The sequence below is a fragment of the Sulfitobacter geojensis genome (assembly GCF_000622325.1).
GTDB lineage: Bacteria > Pseudomonadota > Alphaproteobacteria > Rhodobacterales > Rhodobacteraceae > Sulfitobacter > Sulfitobacter geojensis.
The window spans coordinates 1,878,004-1,900,395 of sequence record NZ_JASE01000005.1; the positions used below are offsets into that span (position 1 = coordinate 1,878,004).

The window sequence follows — 22,392 nt, forward strand, 5'->3', positions numbered from 1 at the left end:
CGGCGGCCTCTTAGGCGGCGTTCTGGTGTTCATGGACCAGCGGATCCTGTTTTTCTGGCAGGGGCGCATCCATCGCCCTTGGGCACGTAAACCAGAACACGGTTTCGTCATTCTCACCGCTTTCAAATCCGATGGTGCCGCCCATCGCTTCGACCAGATGCCGCGATATGTTCAGCCCCAGACCCGTGCCACCACGTTCGCGGGTGTTGGAGTTGTCGGCCTGCGAAAACGGCTGGAAGATCTTGTCGCGGAAATCTTCGGGGATGCTCGGCCCGACATTACGCACAGAAATCTTTGTGCAATCGGACATGTGTTCCGCGCTAAGACAGACTGTCGTGCCGCTATAGGCGAACTTGCAGGCGTTGGACAAAAGGTTGGTTAAAACCTGCATAACGCGCTTTTTGTCGGTGCGGATGCATTGCGCGAAAGCGGGGGCGTTCACTTCGACATTCACATTCCATTGCGACGCATAGGTTTCCAACTGTTCGGTGGCGAGACGTAAAATATCGGCAACATCTTCGGGTTGGGTGTCATGGCGCATGTTGCCGGTGTTGATTTTTTCCATGTCCAGAATGTCGTTTACAAGGCTCAGAAGGCGGTCACAGTTCTTGATCCCGATTTCGATCAACCGCGCAGAGCCGTCGGGCTCCTTACCTTGTTGTTGGGCTTGCATCAGGGCCAGCGCCCCGTTGACTGATGTCAGCGGCGTGCGCAATTCATGGCTGACTGTCGCGACGAAATCACGTTTCATTTGCTCAAGCTTGTAGCTTTCGGTGATGTCCGTCTGGATACCGAGCATACGTAAGGCTGTGCCGTCTTTGGCGCGTTCGGCAATCACCGCTTCGGATTTGATCCAGCGCCATTCGCCGTTTTCCCCCCGGATGCGGAAGCGGGCTTCGGCGCGGTCGGACAGGCCGGCGATGCAGGTGGCTTCCGCTTTTTGCAGCACCGCAAGATCATCCGGGTGCATGCGGCTGAATTGTTCCACATAAGGGTTCCGGCGCGCGGGTTCCGCGGCAATGTGCAGGCTTTTGCACCACGTTTCGGAAACAACCGACGTGTTTTGCTTAAGGTTTACATCGAATACGCCGATTTCCGCCCCGATCAGGGCAAGGTTCAGACGTTGTTCGGTTTCAGCAACTTCCTGCGCAAGCCTTTCGTTGGCAGTAATGTCGCGCAACAGCAGCGTGATCCGTGTTTCGCCATCTGCCGTTTGCCATGTCTTTTTCTCAACCTCGAGGATCAGCGGGCCAGCATTGGCATGCGGGGCAGGGACGGTAAGTTTTGTCCAGCCATCCGCAGATGTGATGTCAAACCCCGGTAAAAGCTCGGCAAGATTTGTTCCATTCCAATCGGCGTCCGGCGCAGTCAAGGACAGAAATTTTCTGGAAGCCTCGTTGGCATGAATGATCCGCCCCGATTGCGTGACCGATACGATTGCCAGCATCGCGTTACCAAGGATGGCACGTTTCTCCATGGTGCGCGTTGCAATCTCGCGCGATTTACGTCGTACCAGTTCTGAAACGGTACGATTTCGTTTAATCAGGATGCTGGAGTTTACCCCGACCAATGCTGTGACCAGGAACCCCAGACCCAAGACAAACCACCTTGCGCGGAAGGGTTGCTCGGCTTCGAACTCCGGTCTGCTGTCCCACCGTAATGAAATGGATTTGCCGAACCGGTGGGCGGACCGAAGAACGCTGTACTCCGGCGAAGTGGCACCGGGCGCGCTTTGTTGATCCGCTTCCAGTACTTCGGTTTCATTGCCGTCGAAGACAATGCTTAAGTCCAGCAGTTTTCCCTGCGAAACTGTAAGGTCTTGGAAAACCTGCGGGACATTGACCACCACAAAAGCGAACCCAAGGAATTCGCCCTGTTGCGCATCGGTTCGTGTCGGGTTCTGTGAGGGTTTGAAAACAGGTTTAAGCAAAAACGCCTGAGGATGCGCAGCACTGGAGAAAGCGGGCGGCAGCACGCCGGTTGACTGCGTTTCACGCGTTTCAAAGGCCGTTTTTGCCGCAGCCAGAATTTGCGGGTTGCTGCCAAAGTCTGCATCTAAGAACCGCATGTTGGGCGCGCTTGGCTCCATCACGCGAATGGAAAGATGATCGCTGGTCGGGTCGCTCTCGGTAACGGTGATCGTGGCGTTATGGTCGTCGATGGTCCAACCGCTATTTTTGGCGGTGCCGAGGCGCGGAACAGACTTGTCAAACGTGGCAAAGCCGATCGCATCAAGGGTCGGCACATTTTCAACGACTTTCAATGCCTGCGCATATCGCGCCATTTCGGCGGCAGATACCGAGTAGGAGGCAAGAATAAGTCCGGCGACCCCGTCCAACGTGCGATTTAGGTCTTCGCCCCGTCTGTTTAGCGCCGCGCTGCCTTGATCTACAAGGACGTTAAAGCTTTCGTTGGAACGGCGTTCGGCAATGTTGTGAACAATTTGAAAACACAGGAAAGACAAGCCCAGGCAAAAGACCAGAACGATCTTTTGGATCCATTTAGCTTTAACATCATAGGTCATACTGAACTTGCCACTTACTTGCCCGCCATCGAAAGGCGCTTCACGCGTCAGGCCGATTGCGTCGCCTGTCATTGGCGTGTTCATGATCTGCTAATTAGGTCAAATTGTGGCACAATATTAGACAACTAATGGCATTGTTGCCATGTGACGCCAGTGTTCGCCTGCGCTTTTGCGATCCGGTTCGTGGATTTGGGCGGTGTGCGTGGCGTCAGACCCGCAGGAAGATTGCACAGGGGCATGTTACAAATGTCTTACAAAACTTTCATTTGGTTGCATCAAATCTGGCCTACTGCCACGCTAGTATGAAATGCGCGCATGGAGCCGGAACAATGACCAACGATACCTCACATCTGTCTTGGGACGAATGGGACGAACTGCAAAGCCCCCGTCCCGACGTCACCGATTTCGATGGCATTGTAGATAACGCCATGAGCCGTCGCGGGTTTTTGGGCCGTGCGGTGGCGTTTGGTTCAGGGGCCTCCGTAATGGGCACCGGTTTGCTGAACTCAAGCGCCGCCGTGGCACAAACCACCAGCCGTATCGGTTTCACACCTGTTCCAATCGCCACCGATGCCACCATCCATGTGCCCGACGGGTACAGCTGGCATCCGGTTGCAAAGTGGGGCCAGCCGTTGTTTTCCGACGCGCCCGAGCTTGATCACCAGACGGGCGGGGATCTGGCGTCCTCCGACCGCGTTTTTGGCGAGAATACAGACGGCATGGAGATCTTTTCGGTGGGACATCGTCAAGTCATCGCCGTAAACCACGAATACGTGAACCCGAAACTGAACCTGCCCCAAAATGACGGCGGCACACCCGCCAGCGCGCAGGATGTCGAAAAATTGCAAAACCTTCAGGGCGTTACGGTGATGGAAGTGGCCGAAGGCGAAGACGGCTGGGATATCGTCGTTGACAGCACGCTCAACCGGCGCATCACGCAGAACACACCGATGGAGCTGACCGGACCGGCAGCGGGTCATGCCCTGTTGATGACCGAAGCCGATCCGACAGGGCGCACCGTATTGGGCACGATGAACAACTGCGGGGCCGGCAAGACGCCTTGGGGGACGTATCTGACCTGTGAAGAAAACTTTAACGGCTATTTCGGCTCACCCGATCAAAGCTTTGAAACGCCAGCAGAATACGCGCGTTACGGGATCGGGTTGAAAGGGCGGTACGCTTACGAAAACTTTGATGCGCGTTTTGATGTTGCGAAAAACCCCAATGAGCCGAACCGTTTCGGATATATCGTAGAAATTGATCCGTCCGATCCGACGTCGACACCGGTCAAACGCACAGCGCTGGGGCGTTTCAAACACGAAAACGCGGCGGCAACGCTTGCCCCGAACGGTCAGGTGGTCGTCTATATGGGAGACGATGAGCGCGGTGAGTTCATGTATAAATATGTCTCGAACGGGGTTTACACACCGGGCGGCGATACAAGCACCCTGCTGGATGACGGCCAGCTTTATGTCGCTAAATTCAATGATGATCTGACCGGTTCCTGGGTCGCCTTGACGCCGGAAGCCACAGGCATGACGGCTGCGGAAATCGCTATCTATACCCGTCAAGCAGGTTCAAAGGTCGGCGCGACAACGATGGATCGTCCCGAATGGGTTGCGGTAAATCCGGTTGCGGTCGAATGCTACTGTGCGCTTACCAACAACAAAAATCGCGGGATCAAGACGAACGCCGGCGGGGATGAAACGCCGGTCGGTGGCCCGAACCCGCGCGAGGCCAACAAATACGGCCAGATCGTGCGCTGGCGTCCGGCGGACGATGATCATGCAGCCACCGAATTCACATGGGATCTTTATGTGATGGCGGGCAATCCTGACGTGCATGAAGGTGCCAAGGCAGGATCCGAAAACATCAATTCCGGCAACCTGTTCAATTCACCCGACGGGATGATGTTTGACAGCACGGGCCTGCTGTGGATCCAGACAGATGGCGATTTCAAAAACGAAGGTGACTTTGCCGGCATGGGCAACAACCAGATGCTTGCAGGCGATCCGGTGACGGGGCGCATCGAACGCTTCATGACCGGCCCATATGGTTCCGAAGTGACGGGGCTGACGTGGTCCGCCGATCGCCGCACGATGTTTGTCGGCATCCAGCACCCCAAGGCCCCGTTCCCCGATGGCGAGGGCAAGCTGGCGCGTTCAAGCATCATCGCGATCAAACGTGATGACAACGCGCCGGTTGGATAAATTCCAACTCATCAAGATTGATGTGGGGCCCTGACGATCCCGTCAGGGCCCTTTCACCTTTTAAAATGCGCCCTTGTTTAAGGCGATTTTACGCAGGGGCAGCGCAATGCTGTGCTGTCGCCCACTATCACAAACTTTTAATGTGCAATTTCGTCTCATCCGCTAGATGGTAGCCCAATCCGCAAACAGCACAAAGTCCGCCCCATGAAAGCTTTACGCCAACTCGTCCTGTCACTCGCGGTCCTTGCTGGCGGCCTTTATATCTGGATCACCTATGTGCCTGCGGCGCGCCCGCTTTTGGAACGCGCCGGCCTTCTTGATCTTTTGGGCGTGGAAGCCGCACAGAACGACGCGGCGGGGCAGGGCAGATCGGGCCGCCCGTCGCGGGGGGCGGCGGTTGTGATCACCGAAACCGTGGGTGAAATGGTCCGTGAGGATCGCATTACAGCCATCGGTGACGGGCGCGCGCGCCGGTCTGTGACAGTGCGGTCGAACGCTGTCGGGGTGATCACGGATCTCTCCTTGGCCGCCGGTGGCTATGTCGAAAGCGGCGCGGTGATCGTTAAGCTGCAAAACGAGGAAGAAACCATCGCGCTGGAACAGGCCCGCATCCAGCTAGAGGATGCCCGCGCGGAAGAGGTCCGTATCAAACGCTTGCAGGCTTCGGGGGCAACCACAGAAGTCCGCCTGCGTGAAACGGAACTGGCCTTGCGCAGCGCGGAACTGGCCGTGCGCCAAGCAGAGTTCGACCTGTCCCAACGCCAGATCGCGGCACCAATTTCCGGTTGGGTCGGGATCATTGATCTGGAGGAAGGCGACCGCGTCAACGCGCAGGATGTCATTGTGACCCTTACCGATCGTTCCGAAATCCTGATAGATTTTCGCGTGCCGGAACGGGCGGTGCGCAACATCAAGGTGGGGCAGGTGTTCGAGGTAACACCCCTCGGCGTCAGCGAGGAACGTCTGACGGGTGAAATCAGCGCCATTGACTCCGTTGTTGATCGTGCCAGCCGCACGTTGCTGGTGCAGGGGCGCGTTGCCAATGATGCCGATATGCTGCGCGCTGGCATGGCGTTTTCGGTCAATTTGACCTTTCCCGGGGACACGTTGCTTTCGATCGCGCCTTTGGCGGTGCAGTGGTCTAGCGACGGCCCCTTTGTCTGGGTCGTGCGGGACAATAAGGTGGTGCGCGTGACGGTCGACATCGTGCAGCGCAACAGTGGCGAGGTTCTGGTGGCGGCTGAGGGCTTGAGCGCGGGCGATCAGGTCGTCACCGAAGGCGTGCAAACATTGCGCGAAGGGGCCGAAGTGAAAATCGCGCCGCCCGTTCGATCCGCGTCTGTTGCGCGAGACAGCCAGTGAGCGCCCCCGCGGCACCGGGCACAGCCGTATTTGTGCGCCGCCCGATCCTTGCGTTTGTCTTGAATGCGCTGATCGTTCTTGCGGGCATCGCCGCCCTGTTTGGCGCTGAAATCCGCGAACTGCCGAATGTGGACCGGCCGGTTGTGACCATCACCACCCCGTTTGCCGGTGCCTCGCCTGAATCTGTAGATCAGGAGCTGACCGGCCGGATCGAAGGGGCGGTGGGGCGCGTTTCTGGCGTGCGGGGCATTTCGTCGAATTCACGCTTCGGGCGCAGCCGTGTCACCGTCGAATTCAACGACAACGTTGATATTGATGTTGCGGCAACCGATATCCGCGACGCTGTTGCGCGCATCGTCAACCAATTGCCCGAAGACGCCGATCAACCCGAAATCGTCAAGGCCGACGCCAATGCGCAACCGGTCATGCGGATCGCTGTGACCTCAAACAGCCGATCCCCGCAAGAGCTGACACAGATCGTGCAGGACCGTGTCGAGGACCGGTTGATTTCGGTCGAGGGGGTGGCGGATCTGCAAATTTACGGTGATCGCGAACCGATTTTCCGTGTGGATATCAACCAGCTTGAACTTGCCAGCCGGGGCTTGTCCTTGGGGGACATGCAACGCGCCTTGTCCAGCGTGGCCTTTGATGCGCCGGCCGGTGACCTGGCTGGCAACCGCCAGTCGATCAATGTGCGCACCACCGCCAGCGTCGCGACCGCCGCCGCGTTTGAGGCGCTTGAGATCAAGCCGGACGTATTGGTCGGCGATGTGGCGCGCGTCACGCTTGGGCCGGCCAACGGCGAAACGGCGCTGCGGGCGAACGGGCGGCAGGGGCTGGGCATTGGCATCATCCGGCAAGCCACATCGAATACGCTGGAAATCTCCACCAACGTGCGTGCCGTCGTTGCGCAGCTGAGCGAGACCTTGCCCGAGGACATTAACATCTTCGTCACCTCCGATGATGCGACGTTCATTTCCGGCTCTATCGAAGAGGTGATCAAGTCGCTGGGGTTTGCCATCGCCATCGTTGTCGCCGTGATCTTTCTGTTCCTGCGCAACATACGTGCGACCCTGATCCCCACGCTAACCTTGCCGGTGGCCCTGATCGGCACGCTGGCGGCGATTTACATGGCGGGGTTTTCCATCAATATCCTGACCTTGCTGGCGCTGGTTCTGGCGACGGGCATGGTGGTGGATGATGCAATCGTGGTGCTTGAAAACATCGTGCGCCAACGCGCCGCCGGCATGGGGCCGCGCGCCGCTGCCGTGAATGGAACCGCACAGGTGTTTTTCGCCGTGGTGACCACAACCGCCACGCTGGCGGCTGTGTTTGTGCCGCTGTCGTTTTTACCGGGGCAGGCGGGCGGCTTGTTTCGGGAATTCGGTTTTACCTTGGCGATGGCGGTTTTGCTGTCCTCGGTTGTCGCCCTTAGCTTATGCCCCGTGCTGGCCAGCCGTTTGCTAACGGCACCTGTCAAAGAGAACCCGCGCGGCCCAATGATCTGGCTCGGCAACAAGATGCAGGAATTCTACGCCATGACCCTGCGCGCGGCCCTGGCCGTTCCTTTTGTGATCGTTCTTGCATCGGGGTTTGTTTTGGTGACGGCGATCCTGATGGCAAGCACCATTCGCCAAGAACTGACCCCACCGGAGGACCGCGCCCTTGCGCTGCTTAGCATCACCGCGCCGCAGGGTGTTTCGCTGGAATATACACAAGGTAAAATGCGCCAGATCGAGGATCTTGTTGAGCCGTTGCAAGACGCGGGGGAGGTGACCAACATCTTCTCGATCAGTGGTTTCGGGGCTGATAACCGCGGCTTTATGGTCTTTACCTTGGCGAAATGGCAGGACCGCGCGCGCAGCCAGCAAGAAATCGTCGGCGAAATCAACGGCAAGCTGCGCGGCGTGATCGGCGTGCGGGCCTTTGCGATCCAGCCCAATTCGCTGGGCATTCGCGGGGCAGGGCGCGGGCTGGCCTTTGGCATCACTGGTGACAGCTATGACCAGCTGGCCGAAGTGGCCGAAACCATGGTCGATCGGCTGAACGAGACCCCCGGCATGGGGCAGGTCCGGCTGGAATACGAACGCACCCAACCGCAGCTGTTTGTGCAGATCGACCGCGCTTTGGCCGCAGATCTTCAGATCGACATCACGGGCCTTGGTCAGGCGCTTCAGGCATTGCTGGACGGGCGCAAGGTGGCGTCGGTGTTCATCAAGGACAAAAGCTTTGATGTGCAAATGTTGTCGACTTCGAACCCCATTAACGACCCCGGCGACCTTGAGAACATCTTCGTGCAATCCGCGAACGGACAGATGGTGCCCATGTCGAGCTTCGTCACACTCGAAGAGCGCGCCGTTGCACCGGAGCTTGACCGCGAAGGGCAGAACCGGTCGGTCGAATTGTCCGCGGGGTTGACGCCGCAGCTTTCGCTGGGGGATGCGTTTGCGCAGGTGCAGGCCATCGGCGACGAGATCCTTGCCGATGAAAACCGCATCGTGCCACTGGCCGAAGCTGCGACGCTGGATCAGACCAACTCGGGCATCTTGCTGACCTTCGGCTTTGCCATCCTGATCGTGTTTCTGGTGCTGTCGGCGCAATTCGAAAGCTTTGTGTCGGCGGTTGTTGTCATGGCAACGGTGCCGCTGGGCTTGGCCTGTGCGGTGTTTGCGCTGCTCTTGTCGGGGCAAAGCCTGAACGTGTACAGCCAGATCGGACTGGTGATCCTGATCGGCATCATGGCCAAGAATGGCATTCTGATCGTCGAATTTGCCAACCAGCTGCGCGACAAAGGACAGGATGTGCAGGCTGCGATCATCGACGCATCCACCATCCGCCTGCGGCCCGTGATGATGACGATGACATCAACGGTTCTGGGTGGTGTGCCCCTAGTCCTGTCCTCCGGTGCAGGTGCCGAAGCGCGCGAGGCCTTGGGTTGGGTGATTGTCGGCGGTCTGGGCTTGGCGACCTTGTTCACCCTCTACCTGACGCCGGTTGCATATGCCTTGCTCGCACGGTTTTCGACACCTCAGGCGCAGAACGAAGCACGGCTTCAGCAAGAGTTGGCCGAAGCACAAGGGCGTGACATTACGATCTGATCTGCGTGGATTTGCGGCTTTCCGATGACCTTGAACGTTGCGTTGATATGCGCCTGATCATGCTTGCCTTGCGCTATCCGCGCTTCGTGCGGCGGCGCTTTCAGCGCGCTTGCGTTCTAGGGGGCAGGTGAGCAGTGCCATACCCCGTTGTGAATTCACGCGGTCCGATTGGTCAGCTAGGGTGCTGGCGTGTCTCATACCTTCGTCTGGGAATACGCTAAGCGAACAGAAAAAGACCAAAACCCGCACCGTGCGCACCTAGAGTAGGGGACACAATGGGGAGCAGGTCACTGTGACTGTCCGAGCAAAGCGCGACGGGTCGAACATACTTATGTGCATTGCCTAAAGGTGTCGCTATTCGCTATTTACCTAGAAGATGAAATCGGTGATCCCCCTCGGGGATATTACCTTGGTTCAGTATCATCGGGGACAAACATGACAGAAATAGCAAGCAGGCAGGCAGTCATCCAAGACCATTCGGCTTTCCTACTTGGAAAGCACGATTTTCAGTCTGATATCCAAATGATTGCGGGCAGTGCCCTGATCACGACAATTCTCGAAACGGTGATGCTTGCCACGAATATGCGTTTTGCGGCGGTTGCCAGGGTTACGGAGGATCGCTGGGTTGCCTGCCGAACCGTCGACGAAGTCAACTTCGGCCTGGCCGAAGGCGACGAGATTGAAATTCAGTCAACGTTCTGCCAATCGGTTCGCCTGTCTTCGCAAAAGGTCCTATTCAACGACGTCGCTACCGATGAAGTATATGGGAACCACCCTATCGCGGCAAAATTCGGAATTGTCAGCTATGCTTCAATACCGATCCATCGCAGCGATGGCAGTTTCTTTGGCACGCTTTGTGCCATCGACACAGAGCCGCGCGATGTGAAGCATCCACGCGCAGTGGCGATGTTAGAGATGTTTGCGGATCTCATCGGGCAGGGCCTTGAAACCGAGGAAAAACTGGAAGCGCAAGAACAACTTGTCGCCAAGGAGCGCGAGATGGCCCGCGCTCAGGAAGAGTTTATCGCCGTTCTTGGGCATGATCTACGCAATCCGGTGGCGGCGCTCAATTCCGGTGTCCAGTTACTGGCCAGCGAGCAGTTAACCGGCTCGGCTGCTGAGATCGTGCCGATGATGCGATCCACCGTATATCGTATGAATGAACTCGTTGATAATATGATGATGCACGCCAAGGCCAGACTGGGCGGAGGTATTCGCATTTCAAGGACAGCCGACGCACCCTTAGCAGAGGCGATTACCCAAATTGTTGAAGAGGTACGTGCGGGGGCACCTGATACTGACGTTCATCTCGATCTGTCCTTCGAACAACCCATTTACTGCGACGCACCGCGCGTCGCACAGGCTGTATCAAATTTATTGTCTAACGCAGTGCGCCATGCGGCGGAAAGCACGCCCATAAGGGTTAAAGGCGTAATTGGCGGTAAAGGTGTCGAGATAACTGTGATAAATCAGGGCGATCCGGTGCCCGACGATTTGCGCGAAAACTTGTACCATCCGTTCAAACGTGGCGCTGATACGCGAGGCGAGGGCTTGGGGCTTGGTCTCTACATTGCTTCGTCGATCGCCCTGGCGCACGGTGGTCAGATCGACGTGAGTTGCAGCAATGGAACGACAGCCTTCACCTTTTATACGCCACTCCAAGAGGTCGCGTTGTAATACGCGGTGGTTGCTATGCGGCAGAGTTTTAATACCCGTTCGCATTTCGAAAGCTCCGAAAGAACGGTCAGCTAACCAAAACGGTAGCTGATCGATACCCGTTAACGGTCGGCCAACTGCAATTGTTCAGGAGCATGAAGCAAGAACAGCTGGAGGTTCGGGATCGGAATACGACCGCCCATAAGTCATGTTTTGGATTGGTCTGGTTTGAGGCCAAACTTGGACGGTGTAGCGAGTGCTACGTTGACGAGATCAGGACCTTCGGCAACTTCACCCGTTCTGAAGCTATGCCATAGTGCATCTTGTTCCGTAGCCTTCTTATGGGCCAACCCTGCAGCTTTACCTTCGTCTGTGGTCTGAAGTGAGAAGACCAAATCCTTAGCCTGTTTGCTTGGATAGTGTCCCAGCACATCTTCTGGAATTCGTCTACGAAAGTACCAGACCTTACTGTTCTTCTTCTTGAAGATGTACTTTGCCAAAACGATTAACGCCCCTGCCTCAAGCAATACAACGGACATGTGTGTTACCTTGAGGGAAGCACAAAGGTACTAACCGACTGATAATTATCAATAATTTAGGATTTAATGGTGCCCCCACACGGTGTGTGGTTACGGTTTATGGACTCACATTACCCTTGTTTTTAGAGCGGTTTCAAGCTGTCGATTTATTCGTGTGTGACCGTTTGTGTTACCTCGGTTTCGTTTCCAACTGACGACCAAGGGGAATTTTAACTAAAGCAAGCGAATTGAGGTCCCACGATACCCTGCTATCAAAGTGGCGGAACCTCCAAGAAATGCTCATGCGTTTGCAAGCACCCGATACACAGACCTCTCAGACAAATCCAGTTCTTCAGCTACGGCTCTTTTGGACAGCCCTTGGGCCACCAAAGTTCGGATCTGGTCTGCCTGAAGCTGTGCCTTGGGTTTCCTTCCCTTGTACTTGCCCAGCGCCTTGGCTTTGGCGATGCCTTCAAGCTGTCTTTCCAACATCATCTCACGTTCAAACTGGGCCACCGACCCAAGGACGTTCAGCATAAGCTTACCTGTTGCATTTGACGTATCAAGGCCAAGGTCGAGAACCCTAAGGCCAACTCCCTTCTTTTCTAGGTCTTCTACGATCTGGCCTAGGTGCCTAACGGATCTGGCCAATCTATCCAGCTTGGTCACGACAAGTGTGTCGCCATCTCTGGCATAGCTTAAAGCAGCCTTAAGGGCCTCTCTGGGCGCAACAGAGCTGATTTGCTCCTCGTACAACCTGTCACACCCCATGGCCTTCAGTGACTCGCTCTGGGCCTCTAGGGATGCCTTCTGTTCAAGTGTCGATGTTCTTGCGTATCCAATCATCATTGTCATGTACTCCTTGTCTGACATTAGGGTCTAAGGAGTGGTGGCAAACTGTCTGCCAAAAGCTGATACCCACTCCAAAGGCAGCACAAAGCGCCACCATTGTGGGCTGACATAAGACCATGGCCTAATGGCAGAGACTGAAGTCGAGAGGAGGCAAGGAGGATTTGCAGCTTTTCCTAGAAGGGGTAGGGGGTCTGAGGAGGTGACTTCAAAAAACAGGGGTTATTGCTGCTATTGTTATTGGCATAATTTGGACCGGATCAAACAGGTCTGTGTATGGCTGAAGAAGCGAACGGCCCATACCTGCCGTTGACCGACATTCAGGACGCTGCGATGCAGCTTTTCGTAAGCTGATTTTCAGTCGATTGCGATCAGCATAAGAAACTCCGTTTCTCCCAAAATTCTAATTTCATGACCCTCACGCTGCAGTTCTTCCGCACGTCGATGCTTACTGCTTTTATCATGTCCTGCTAACGTCGAGATATCTTGGTCACCGACGATCAGCAGCGTTACCTTCTTAGAAACGCCTGTTTTGATTGTGATCCCAGCTCCGGCAGCAAAAGTAGCTGCTTCCACACGCGACATTGCCAGTTGCCCCGTAAAACACGCAACATGACCGTAAAGCGGACCATTTTGATTGCCTGAAACAGCTACTGAAGTTTGGTATTTCTGCTTTCTAGGCTTTGCCAGTTCTGAGAAGTCTTCACCTGTTACTGTTTCCGCCAAAAGAACAACTTCGGCAGCAGCACGAGCATCCTCTTCAGCGTCGTGATGCTCAAACTTAAGATCTAGGTGAGTCTTCAAGCTAGCCAAGCCGTGACCGCCATTGCCTTTCAGTTCTGGCCAGGCCTTACGTGCTATTTGAACGCTATCTACCCAAGTCGCTCGCAGCTCTGGAACGCCATAATATTTACCGGCAGCGTTGAACGCCTGCTTGTCAAAATTACTGTGTTGTACAAGTACGTGTCGCTCCAAAAACGGCCGCAAGAGTTGAAGGACTTCCTCGAATGAAGGAGCGCCCTTTACTGTTGTTTCGTCAATGCCGTGCAGATTGACATTAAAACTCTCAAAGCCTTGCTCAGGGTCAACAAGGATGCTGATGGTTTCGATGTCACCATTGGTGGCAACCATTGCCAATCCGACTTGGCATATGCTGCTATGTTGCCGATTTGCTGTTTCGACGTCTAGGGCCACAAATCGATACGTTTGGTTCAAAAACCTCTGCAAATCGGGTGAGGTATCTCTTTTAGGAAGTGCGGGACTCGGCGAAGGCGCACCCTGTTCGATAAGGTCAGTTTCGACCGAATTTGATGGAAATTCGGCCATGCTTAACGCATATGTCTTTCCGCTTTGCACTCTAGATATCTCTCCAGCTTTTACCAGCCAGGAGATCAGGTTCCCTATATGACGACCATCTTGCTCGTCGAGTTCCGCCTTGACCTTGTTTTGCAGCACACCAGGTTTTGACATGACGAGTTGTCGAATACGCTCAAAAAGCTCAACAGACTTTATATGCTTCTCAGCATCAGACCTATATGGCTCTAGGTGATCGAATTTTCGTGTAAGATCGATCACCTTTGAAAGCCCTTCAGTGTCACCAGTCAGCGCCATCATTGTACCGCCTTGTTGCAGCGCCGGAATACGGAGGTGTAGGCGCTCCCCATGCCCTCTTGGGTCACTCAACCAATCTCGGAGCGGAGTGATACTCAAGTGGGCAGCTTCTGCGGCGTCGGAGTACCTTTTCTCTGAGATTGCGCTTTGCAACTTTTCAAGCAAAGAGAAGTAGTCGCCTCCAGGCATCTGGACGGACATGGCTTCTAGTCTGCTTCTGCTCTCTTGCTCGATATCTTCTAGGTTGAAACCCTCAGCGAAAGGCTCGCGTTCAACGCTAACGTTCACGGACGGCGTGTCGCTTTTCACTGCTCCAATAGCTTTGTGACCACCTAAAATTTTTTTGAAAAATGCAAACACTATGTCCCTCCGAAATAGCACAAAAACTCAACCAAAAACTTAAATTCCGTTCCTCGACGCTCCAACTTTAGCTAGGGACCTTTTGATTTCGCCAAGTCGTCAACACCCCCGCAACATCTAGCTCTGCAGGTTCTTCACTCCACAGGGCGGTGAATGATGCATCAGCGCTGTCAGGAGTGGGGTTAGGTTTGTCAACTTTGATGCGTGTGGGCATAATCATAGAGTCGCCAATGAGGATCGCTTCACCACGTCTCAAGGAAGAGAACATCGATGTAATTCCTCGCACCGAGTCTGGTAGCAGATTGCGAACATACGATTGGTCATCTGGGTTGGAAATCCTTAAGCACAGAAAGCTTCCACACTGCGACAAGATCGTAGACGACATCTCTCTGGGCCGCTGGCTAATCACCGTCAGGCTAATGCCGTATTTTCGCCCCTCCTTAGCAATCCTTTCAGCGGATTCTCTAGGTGCTTGATTTGATGCAGAGTCGCTCAAGTAGATATGAGCCTCATCTGCAAAAATCGAGATCGGAAAGCGCGAACCTTTGAGGCGACTATGCCAGTAAGAGAAATCGAACAAGCACCTCAATGTTAATGAAATCAAAGAGCCTCTAACGTCGAAAGGCACTGGGCTGAGATCAAGAACGACAATCTTCTTACGATTTGAACTTTCTTCACCAAGCAGCTTGCGGAATAGGTCATCCATTGAGGCGCTGGTGTTATATGTCTGAGGTTTGAAAATAAGGTCGTAACGTCGGTCGTTTAAGCGTGAATCTAGCCGCATAAGAAGGCGAGTAAACTGCCCGTGAAGCGGGCCTTTAACTTTTTTAGTAGAACCTTGAACCATCTCGATATCAAGACGTGTGAATTCGTCGATAATTTCCGTGAGGTCGAAGTACACTGGTGTGTCGATGGTCACCTTTTCCAATCCAAGAGCGGCATTCTCCGGATGATTTTCCTTTGCCGCCTGCAATAGTTCCTTAAACTTTGCGTTCTGGTTTGGAGCGCTGGACTCAGCCCGATCTATCATTAGAGAAAGGATTTCTTCAGCGTTCATCAACCAATATGGCATTTCAATATCAGCGGCCGAAATGACTTCGGCTTCATCACCAAACGCCTGAGCATACTCACCATGTAGATCTAGGAGTAGGACTGTGGATTGAGGAAAAGCTGCGATCTTTTGCAGTACCGACGCAACCGTCCAAGATTTTCCGCCACCGGTTTGACCAAGTATTGCTGCATGACGGCTAAGGAATGAGTCAAGGTTCATTTTTGCATCTTGCTCTGGAAGGAGGGAGAGCTTTCCCAATGAGAAATCGCCCTCTGCAAAACTGGTATAGATGTTGTTGATTGTTGATGGCAGCACCGCGAAAACTGGCGCGTTTACCGTTGGTAATACATTGGTTCCTCGTTCAAATGCTCCAGTGGTATCCACAGTTCCAATCGGGATTGTTACGAGTTGCCTCAAGACCTGATCCACCACAAAATCTCCTGCCGCAATTGTTGCTTTCACTTCAACCGCTCCAACATTGGCCTCCCTCATTCGAGTTTCGGTAACCAAGCAAAGCAAAGTACCGTTGGGCAAAGACAATTCTACAAACGAGCCAGGTTGGCCTATTAAGATATTAACTGGACCGTCAGGTGTTGCGACATCAACGGCCATTTCTTCGGGTACACCAACGTTATTATCACCATCGAAATCCATTAGTGCGACGGCAATAGTATCGCCTTTGACCTCAATCACTTTTCCGATCTGATGTTTCAAATTCTATCCCCTAAAAAAGTTCAACAAACTTACTGAATTTCCACGCATCACTGCTCTCGGCATGCTCACGCCCACCAATCACTTTTTTGTCCTTGCAAACGTGGAGTACATTAGGCCTAGCGCGTAATTCACTAAGGCCTTGCGGTTCGACTTCGCAGAAGTTGGAGAGTGATATGCCTCCAGATGAAATATGGGGAGTCATCAAGCTGTCATTGATATGGCTGTCGCCAAAGCTAAAACCCGATGAGATAAGGTACTTACAGCGGCTACTTAAGATCGAGCTTGATACATGAAAGAGGCGATCATATGGGCGCGACAAGGTCTCTATCACTTTGGTGCGCCTCGGAAGAACCATGCATCTGGCATCTTGGTCGACGATAGCGCTTGGAGCTGCTTCGAAAATTCTTTCTCCTCGTTTGTACCAAGACACCGATCCATGAAGCTTTATCAGACGAATCGTTAAGCTGTTTTCAGGCTTGAAGGTTGAGCCCGATGTCTCGCCGGATACCATTGAGAACTCTTGTTCCGAAAAATGCCGTGTTGTCGCTCCGACAAAACCATTCACCAACTTCAAGCCAACTTCAGAACAGGCATCCTCTATCAACAGGTCGTAGTTCGTCGTAAAGAACCATACGTTAGTTGGGCGCTCAAAAGCCCTCGATTTCAGCCGTTGCAGGAGCGCTACTTGATTGGAAATGTCAGGCTTCGTTACGCCCAGAATTACTTCTCGGACTAACTCTCGTATTTTCTCTTTAAGCAGCTGATATTTTTGGAGAGGGTTGTTCGCATGATAGGCAATCACCAGATCTGAAATTTCTTCGATGTTGGGTAGTCCGTTTACGCCATCATAGGTCAAGTCAGAGGCATAAAGTACTTCATCCATCGCGGCGCGATCCTTGCCAGTTAGCGCGCTAACTACAGATTTTGTGAGTCCTGTGACTAGCGGATACCCTGACTCAAATGACGTACCCGCGCCAAACAGAAAACCAAGGTTGTCGATGCTTGTTCCCGTCTTTGGGACGAATTCTTCAATATTCAAATCTGTATTTCTCAAAATTAGACTGGGTAATTGCGTTCAATCCACAGTTGCACACCTTGCAGGATATCACCAGCCTCAGCATCATCATTCTATATAGCTAGTTTCTCAGTCGAATGATTGCTAACGAGTTAAAAGCTACGCGATGTGCCCGCCGCAGCGAAGGTTTGCTTCCCGCCCTTACTGTTAGAATTCCTAGGACATGACTTGCTTTACCACTTGCCACGCCTGCTCAGCGCAACGCCCTCTTTACGGTAGGGCTGGGAGCCAACTGGAGGGCCGCTAGAGCTCACCTTACAGGTTTGAGGTGGGCTGGGCAGGCATTGGCAACGATGACGCTGTATGGATTCCTTGTTTGCAAATTCAGTGGTGCGTTGACTTAGGGGGCAGGGACGACCCAAAGCTCTCATTGGACCGATCCAGTGCAAAGCCGAGGTACGTTGTGCCTGTTGTATGTTTGGCAAACAATCGGGGCCAATCCTTAGCGTATATAGTTATGCAGAGGATAACTGGATAGTCATGAAGGCTACCTAAACACAGCGGTAAAAGAAGATAATCTAGGTATCCTTAGCTATGGCCTAGACCCCTCGATGTATCACCTTAGAATCGTAAATTAACCACGCTGACAGGGCAGCTTTCACTGGGTCTGGGAGTGATCACGACGGGCAGTCGCAATACGGCCCCATTGTGGGCCTTAGGACTCACGGAGAGGGCCGTCAGTGTCCTTCCTGTAGGATTGAGCTAGGTAGGTCGGGTATTGCCCGAGATGGCGCTGTATGAATCCTAAAATGCTGCATTTCGGATTTCGGGTGACGTCACAGATGCAAGGGGGACTAGGCATTTCCTTTGGACCGATTCAGAGCAAAGCAATACGGAGTTCAACTCACTGGCGAGATCTGAGAAAAATTAGGTGCCAATGCTTAGCGTATATAGTTATGCCGAGGATAACTAGGTCAGTTTGGGATGACGTAAATTGACTGTGAGAAAAGACAAACCTAGGATGGCCTAAGGCCGGTTTCCACCAACATCCCGCGTCGCTTAGCTTCGTAATAGTAGCCTCTTGAATACCACTTGACTGCGTTTGCTTGGTCTCCATCCGAGAGAAGCCATGCGCCACGAAGATACTTGAGCGCGAACTCCAGATTGGTATCTGCATCCAATAAATCGTTGTTGTGGCCCCTAAATCCCATAACGCGTGCCGTGGAAGGCAAAATCTGCATCAAGCCGTAATACGGTCCGTTGCGAGCTTTCGGGTTATGAGTACTTTCGCGGATTGCAACGCTGTGTACTAACGTGCGGGGTAGGTCGTAAAAATCTGCCCAGTGGTTGATCTTGACGCGCAGCTGGGGCGTCTCGTTTGGATAAAGCGGCGGGTCAGTTGGAAGAGACTTCTGTTCGGGCGAACTGCTACAGGCCATGACGGTAGAGGCGCACAGGAATGCCAAGAGCAAACGGCGTGTATAGTGTGACATGTCTGGCGACCTTGCGTTGGAATATACCCTTCTTTATCGATACTTTTTGGAACGGCAATCCACAGGCCATTTCTTGGGCGGTAGACTGCCTGTTGTCATGTCTGAGCGAAGGGATGGCGACTAATCGATGTAGAATCAAAAGCAGTGCTAAATGACGTAGCCAAGATCCCCGTAGGCGGTCTCAAGCTATCCCAAACTTCCGGCTCAACGGCTGCTGCTACAAGCGCAGTTTGCCTCGAGCGGCCTTAAGCTATCAATTTTAATGAATATGTTTTGTTAGCGCTAACCAAGCTCACGTGTTATCTTTCTACAAAAGTGTTTGATTGCCGAGATATCAATGCAGATTATTAGCTCTTATGATTTAAATAGAGTTTTTCGCGTACTCGTAGTCGATGACAATGCGGAATTTAGAACGGTCCTCACCAAGCAGCTTGAGAAAATGGGTGGTTGTGTCGAAAGCGCAGGGGAGGCCAGTAGTTTTTTGAGCAAATTCACCACTTCAATATTTGACTATGACTTCTGTATAATCGACCTTCAGTTGCCAGATTTGTATGGAGACAAGATAATAAGTTGGTTGCGTGAAAGTGAGGATTACAAAGTTCGTTCAATGCCAATACTGATAGTGACAGGATTTCCGACAGAACTCGCTACCGATATTCGTCTGGATGGCCTAACAACCGCACTCCTAAGTAAACCATATGAGTATAGTGATTTAAAGGAGAAGGTTTCCCGTCTATTAAAAGGGCACAAGCGCATTCATTGAGGCAATAGACACATTCCCTGAGCATTTGGAGACAGGCCTTAACATATATAGTTATTCAGAGGCCAACTAGGCCAGCTTAGGGTGACGTAATTTAGCAGTGAGTAAGACAAACTGAGGTAGCCTTCGGTACTGCATAGACCTCTCAACGTATCACCTAAAAACCTGTAATTAATTCTGCTGTAAGGCCACCCCATACTGGGTCAGGGCGTGACGTGGAGGGGCCACCCTAGCTAAACTCAGTGACGCCCTCCTAGGCCCCTTGAGGGGGCGTCAGAATCCTTCCTGCAAGATCAGGCTAGGTTAGGTAGGGATTCCATAAGAGGGCGCTGTATGAGTGGTGGAGTGGTGTTTTCGGCTAGCCTCAACAGGTGGCCACCTATGGTCGCTCCTTTGGACTGATTCAGAGCACAGCCACGATTAGGCGTAACATATTGTAAGGTAAGTATGTTATCGACTATTTTCTTGGTCGAAATCCGTGCTTAAGGCATATTCTTGAGCTCAAAAACGTTGGCTGGTCATTCTTCGGCCTCAACATGAGGGAACCAACCGGTCCCAGAATGCTGAAAAGGAAGAAAACAGTGACAAAAACAAATTCAATTTGCCCTACATGTAAATCCGAGTTCACACCTAGACGTTCAAACCAAAAATATTGCTCAGACAATTGCCGTAAAGCCAACTATCAACGCAGAGATCGCGCGGTCAATCCGAAGAATTCATGGGGTAGTCCGACAAAGAGGTACGACAATAGAATATTGTTTGATCGCACAATGCTTATGACTGAGAAGCTCTACAGCATGAAGCCAAGCGAAAGGCTAGGTTATATAAAGGGCCTTATCGATGAGGCCCGATCTGGAAATAGTGACCTCAGGGAAATTTTGACCAACAAGTATATTCTTGGGGCAGGGCCCGAACAGATGCGCTTGTTCTGGCGTCAATGCCGCGCCTACCCAAACATCGTGAAATGTGCAAATAGCTATTGTAGAAAGTTTTGGAATGCAGGAGTCATTGATGTCGTAAAGGGTATTGCGCCCGAACCAGAAACAGGTGAACTCGTCTTTGAAAGCTACGTAACTTTGGTGACACCCGTTAGGCATAGCGCAATATTCCTTGGGGCAACACTTGATGGACTCGCTAGCAAACCGTCGTCACCATATATAAAGAAGACTTTGGTTTTAGCCTAGGTTTGCATCAATTGGGGAGCCATCCGTAAGTAGCCTTTGAGTGCTACACGCTGTTCTTGGGGGAAACCTTAATGCGGCGAGAACAATGGGAAGAATGATCATGGCTACCCAGACACATCTACTCAATAAACATCAGCGGTTAGGCTTAACGGTCTTTGGATCGTCCAGTAAACCTATGTTTCCAGATTGAAATTATCGCTTTTTATGTGAGCTATAAGTGAGGTCCCCAATCTCGCAACACGATCTTTTCCATATGCTCACTCAGAACTGTCAAACTGAAGCCCTTCCCATATCCGGCCCCTATTCCGGCGTTGGACCAACCACAGATCGCATTCCTGACCTCTTCAGGTGTCTGCACTTCTCGCAGCCTATCTTGAACACTATGCCGAAATGAATGGGTAGCTTTTTGGCTTTTGTCTTCGATGTCTAGCGTTCTCAGCCACTTAGCTAACGTATTTGATGCGTGAGTACCTTTGTTAACCTTAGAAGATTTGCTTGCATCAATGTATCGGGGAAAGATGTAGCCGTACTCGGAATGAGGTAGAGCCCTTTCTAAAGCCCATAACGACGCCCCTACAAGGGGTACATTCCGGTTCGAGCCTTTAGTTTTCAGCCCTCTAGCCTCGTTTGGCCTTACCGCTATGTAGGGAACATCGGCATCAAGATACACATCTTCAGTCATGAGGCCCGTTGCTTCGCTAAGGCGTATGCCACTGTCCGAAAGGAGCGCAATGATCCATTTGATATCATCGTCTTTCGCTAAACACTCTTTCTGAATCATATTCAGTTCAGACAATGTGTAGGGAAGGCGGGCTTTGGCATCATCACCGAAGCTAGGTATCTGGATAGCTTGGAATATTTCCCTATCAATCAATGCGTGTTCGCGTGAAATCGTCCTAAAGATGGGCCTAATGGAGTTAATGCGACGCTTGATGGTCTCGGTTTTGTTGCCCTTGCTCCTCAGGTGTGTAACGAACTCGTTTGCTGTTTCTCTGCTATACTGATCAATCGGCAAATCGCTGAATTTCGAAATGAACTCAGACACAACCCTGTTACGGTCCCTGCCAGCACCATGGTCAGGAGATTCGCCCTTCAGTTCGAGAAATTCTTTCAAAGCTTCTGAGAGAAAGATCGGCTTTTTCTTCCCATAGTACATTTCAGCTGCAAGTTGGTATTCGCTTGGAAGCCTAGCTCCCCAATCTTTCTGGTTGCCTTCGGGTTCTCTTGCATCGGCTTGATATCGAAGCTCATCAAGAAATTCGTCAGGCTCTAAGTCATGTTTCGCATACGCTTTGGATTGGTCTGGTTTGAGGCCAAACTTGGACAGTATAGCGAGTGCTACGTTGACGAGATCAGGACCTTCGGCAACTTCACCCGTTCTGAAGCTATGCCATAGTGCATCTTGTTCCGTAGCCTTCTTATGGGCCAACCCTGCAGCTTTACCTTCGTCTGTGGTCTGAAGTGAGAAGACCAAATCCTTAGCCTGTTTGCTTGGATAGTGTCCCAGCACATCTTCTGGAATCCGTCTACGAAAGTACCAGACCTTACTGTTCTTCTTCTTGAAGATGTACTTTGCCAAAACGATTAACGCCCCTGCCTCAAGCAATACAACGGACATGTGTGTTACCTTGTGTGGTACCTTGAGGGAAGCACAAAGGTCCTAACCGACTGATAATTATCAACAATTTAGGATTTAATGGTGCCCCCACACGGACTCGAACCGCGGACCTATTGATTACAAATCAATTGCTCTACCAGCTGAGCTATAGGGGCAGGCGTCCTGAGGACGTCTCGACCTTCCGACTGACTTGCATCCGCCTAAGGTGTGCGCGTTCTTTAGTAGATCATGTTTTGGGATGCAAGCACTCTAAGCACCAAAAATGCATCATTTTTTCATTCGGATTTTTGCGCAGCGTCGAATGCGATTTAGATGTTTTACACGAGCACCCCGAGCCTGTATCCAAAGCACCATCCCAACACGTACCGA

General features: G+C 52.6%; 13 protein-coding genes and 1 tRNA gene. 5 read left to right on the forward strand and 9 right to left on the reverse strand.

All coding sequences use genetic code 11. From position 1 onward, the window contains the following. Nucleotides 1–10 precede the first annotated feature (10 nt). Nucleotides 11–2,596 carry an ATP-binding protein gene (locus Z947_RS0111130; protein WP_025044386.1) on the reverse strand — a complete coding sequence of 862 codons (2,586 nt, stop codon included), beginning with the start codon at nt 2,594–2,596 and terminating at the stop codon, nt 11–13. 257 nt (nt 2,597–2,853) lie between these two features. On the opposite strand from Z947_RS0111130, the gene Z947_RS0111135 reads away from it, so the two are divergent. The 4 genes from Z947_RS0111135 to Z947_RS0111155 all read left to right on the forward strand — a co-directional run bounded on the left by Z947_RS0111135 (nt 2,854) and on the right by Z947_RS0111155 (nt 10,871). Further along, the gene (locus tag Z947_RS0111135) at nt 2,854–4,734 is read left to right on the forward strand and encodes a PhoX family protein (protein WP_025044387.1); all 1,881 of its coding nucleotides are present in this window, start codon (nt 2,854–2,856) and stop codon (nt 4,732–4,734) included. A 204-nt stretch (nt 4,735–4,938) separates the two neighbouring features. Beyond that, nucleotides 4,939–6,096 carry an efflux RND transporter periplasmic adaptor subunit gene (locus tag Z947_RS0111140; RefSeq protein ID WP_025044388.1) on the forward strand — a complete coding sequence of 386 codons (1,158 nt, stop codon included), beginning with the start codon at nt 4,939–4,941 and terminating at the stop codon, nt 6,094–6,096. Then, complete coding sequence (locus tag Z947_RS0111145) at nt 6,093–9,194, forward strand: efflux RND transporter permease subunit (RefSeq protein WP_025044389.1); 3,102 nt, start codon at nt 6,093–6,095, stop codon at nt 9,192–9,194. The genes Z947_RS0111140 and Z947_RS0111145 overlap by 4 nt, the downstream gene beginning before the upstream one ends. 435 nt (nt 9,195–9,629) lie before the next feature. Further along, nucleotides 9,630–10,871 (forward strand): GAF domain-containing sensor histidine kinase, encoded by a 1,242-nt coding sequence (locus tag Z947_RS0111155; RefSeq protein WP_025044390.1) that lies wholly within the window; start codon nt 9,630–9,632, stop codon nt 10,869–10,871. 185 nt (nt 10,872–11,056) lie between these two features. Here Z947_RS0111155 and Z947_RS0111160 read toward each other — a convergent pair whose 3' ends face one another. The 6 genes from Z947_RS0111160 to Z947_RS0111185 form a co-directional block, all read right to left on the reverse strand. Continuing rightward, nucleotides 11,057–11,389 carry a DUF6538 domain-containing protein gene (locus Z947_RS0111160; protein WP_025044391.1) on the reverse strand — a complete coding sequence of 111 codons (333 nt, stop codon included), beginning with the start codon at nt 11,387–11,389 and terminating at the stop codon, nt 11,057–11,059. A 279-nt stretch (nt 11,390–11,668) separates the two neighbouring features. Then, nucleotides 11,669–12,217, reverse strand: coding sequence for a recombinase family protein (locus Z947_RS0111165; RefSeq protein ID WP_025044392.1), 549 nt, complete (start codon nt 12,215–12,217; stop codon nt 11,669–11,671). A gap of 357 nt (nt 12,218–12,574) precedes the next feature. Beyond that, nucleotides 12,575–14,188 (reverse strand): exonuclease domain-containing protein, encoded by a 1,614-nt coding sequence (locus Z947_RS22360; protein ID WP_240477532.1) that lies wholly within the window; start codon nt 14,186–14,188, stop codon nt 12,575–12,577. A gap of 67 nt (nt 14,189–14,255) precedes the next feature. Beyond that, entirely contained in the window at nt 14,256–15,953 is a 1,698-nt protein-coding gene (locus tag Z947_RS21025) for an ATP-binding protein (RefSeq protein ID WP_025044394.1), read from the reverse strand. A gap of 10 nt (nt 15,954–15,963) precedes the next feature. After that, entirely contained in the window at nt 15,964–16,992 is a 1,029-nt protein-coding gene (locus tag Z947_RS0111180; protein ID WP_156026650.1) for an SIR2 family protein, read from the reverse strand. A gap of 992 nt (nt 16,993–17,984) precedes the next feature. Then, nucleotides 17,985–18,407 (reverse strand): transglycosylase SLT domain-containing protein, encoded by a 423-nt coding sequence (locus Z947_RS0111185; RefSeq protein WP_420804511.1) that lies wholly within the window; start codon nt 18,405–18,407, stop codon nt 17,985–17,987. 391 nt (nt 18,408–18,798) lie between these two features. Here Z947_RS0111185 and Z947_RS21030 point away from each other — a divergent pair, with 391 nt between their 5' ends. Further along, nucleotides 18,799–19,224 (forward strand): response regulator, encoded by a 426-nt coding sequence (locus Z947_RS21030; protein ID WP_025044397.1) that lies wholly within the window; start codon nt 18,799–18,801, stop codon nt 19,222–19,224. A 1,392-nt stretch (nt 19,225–20,616) separates the two neighbouring features. Here the strand turns inward: Z947_RS21030 and Z947_RS0111200 are convergent. Continuing rightward, nucleotides 20,617–22,023, reverse strand: a complete 1,407-nt coding sequence (locus tag Z947_RS0111200) for a DUF6538 domain-containing protein (RefSeq protein WP_025044399.1) — start codon at nt 22,021–22,023, stop codon at nt 20,617–20,619. Between the two features lie 79 nt (nt 22,024–22,102). Further along, nucleotides 22,103–22,178: transfer RNA gene (locus tag Z947_RS0111205), tRNA-Thr, on the reverse strand. Nucleotides 22,179–22,392 lie beyond the last annotated feature (214 nt).

Excerpts from the sequence above, each read along its gene's own strand:
- Z947_RS0111185 (WP_420804511.1), bottom strand. The coding sequence starts at position 18,407 with ATGGCCTGTAGCAGTTCGCCCGAACAGAAGTCTCTTCCAACTGACCCG.
- Z947_RS0111140 (WP_025044388.1), top strand. The coding sequence starts at position 4,939 with ATGAAAGCTTTACGCCAACTCGTCCTGTCACTCGCGGTCCTTGCTGGC.
- Z947_RS0111200 (WP_025044399.1), bottom strand. The coding sequence starts at position 22,023 with ATGTCCGTTGTATTGCTTGAGGCAGGGGCGTTAATCGTTTTGGCAAAG.
- Z947_RS0111155 (WP_025044390.1), top strand. The coding sequence starts at position 9,630 with ATGACAGAAATAGCAAGCAGGCAGGCAGTCATCCAAGACCATTCGGCT.
- Z947_RS0111130 (WP_025044386.1), bottom strand. The coding sequence starts at position 2,596 with ATGACAGGCGACGCAATCGGCCTGACGCGTGAAGCGCCTTTCGATGGC.
- Z947_RS0111165 (WP_025044392.1), bottom strand. The coding sequence starts at position 12,217 with ATGATGATTGGATACGCAAGAACATCGACACTTGAACAGAAGGCATCC.
- Z947_RS21030 (WP_025044397.1), top strand. The coding sequence starts at position 18,799 with ATGCAGATTATTAGCTCTTATGATTTAAATAGAGTTTTTCGCGTACTC.
- Z947_RS0111135 (WP_025044387.1), top strand. The coding sequence starts at position 2,854 with ATGACCAACGATACCTCACATCTGTCTTGGGACGAATGGGACGAACTG.
- Z947_RS0111160 (WP_025044391.1), bottom strand. The coding sequence starts at position 11,389 with ATGTCCGTTGTATTGCTTGAGGCAGGGGCGTTAATCGTTTTGGCAAAG.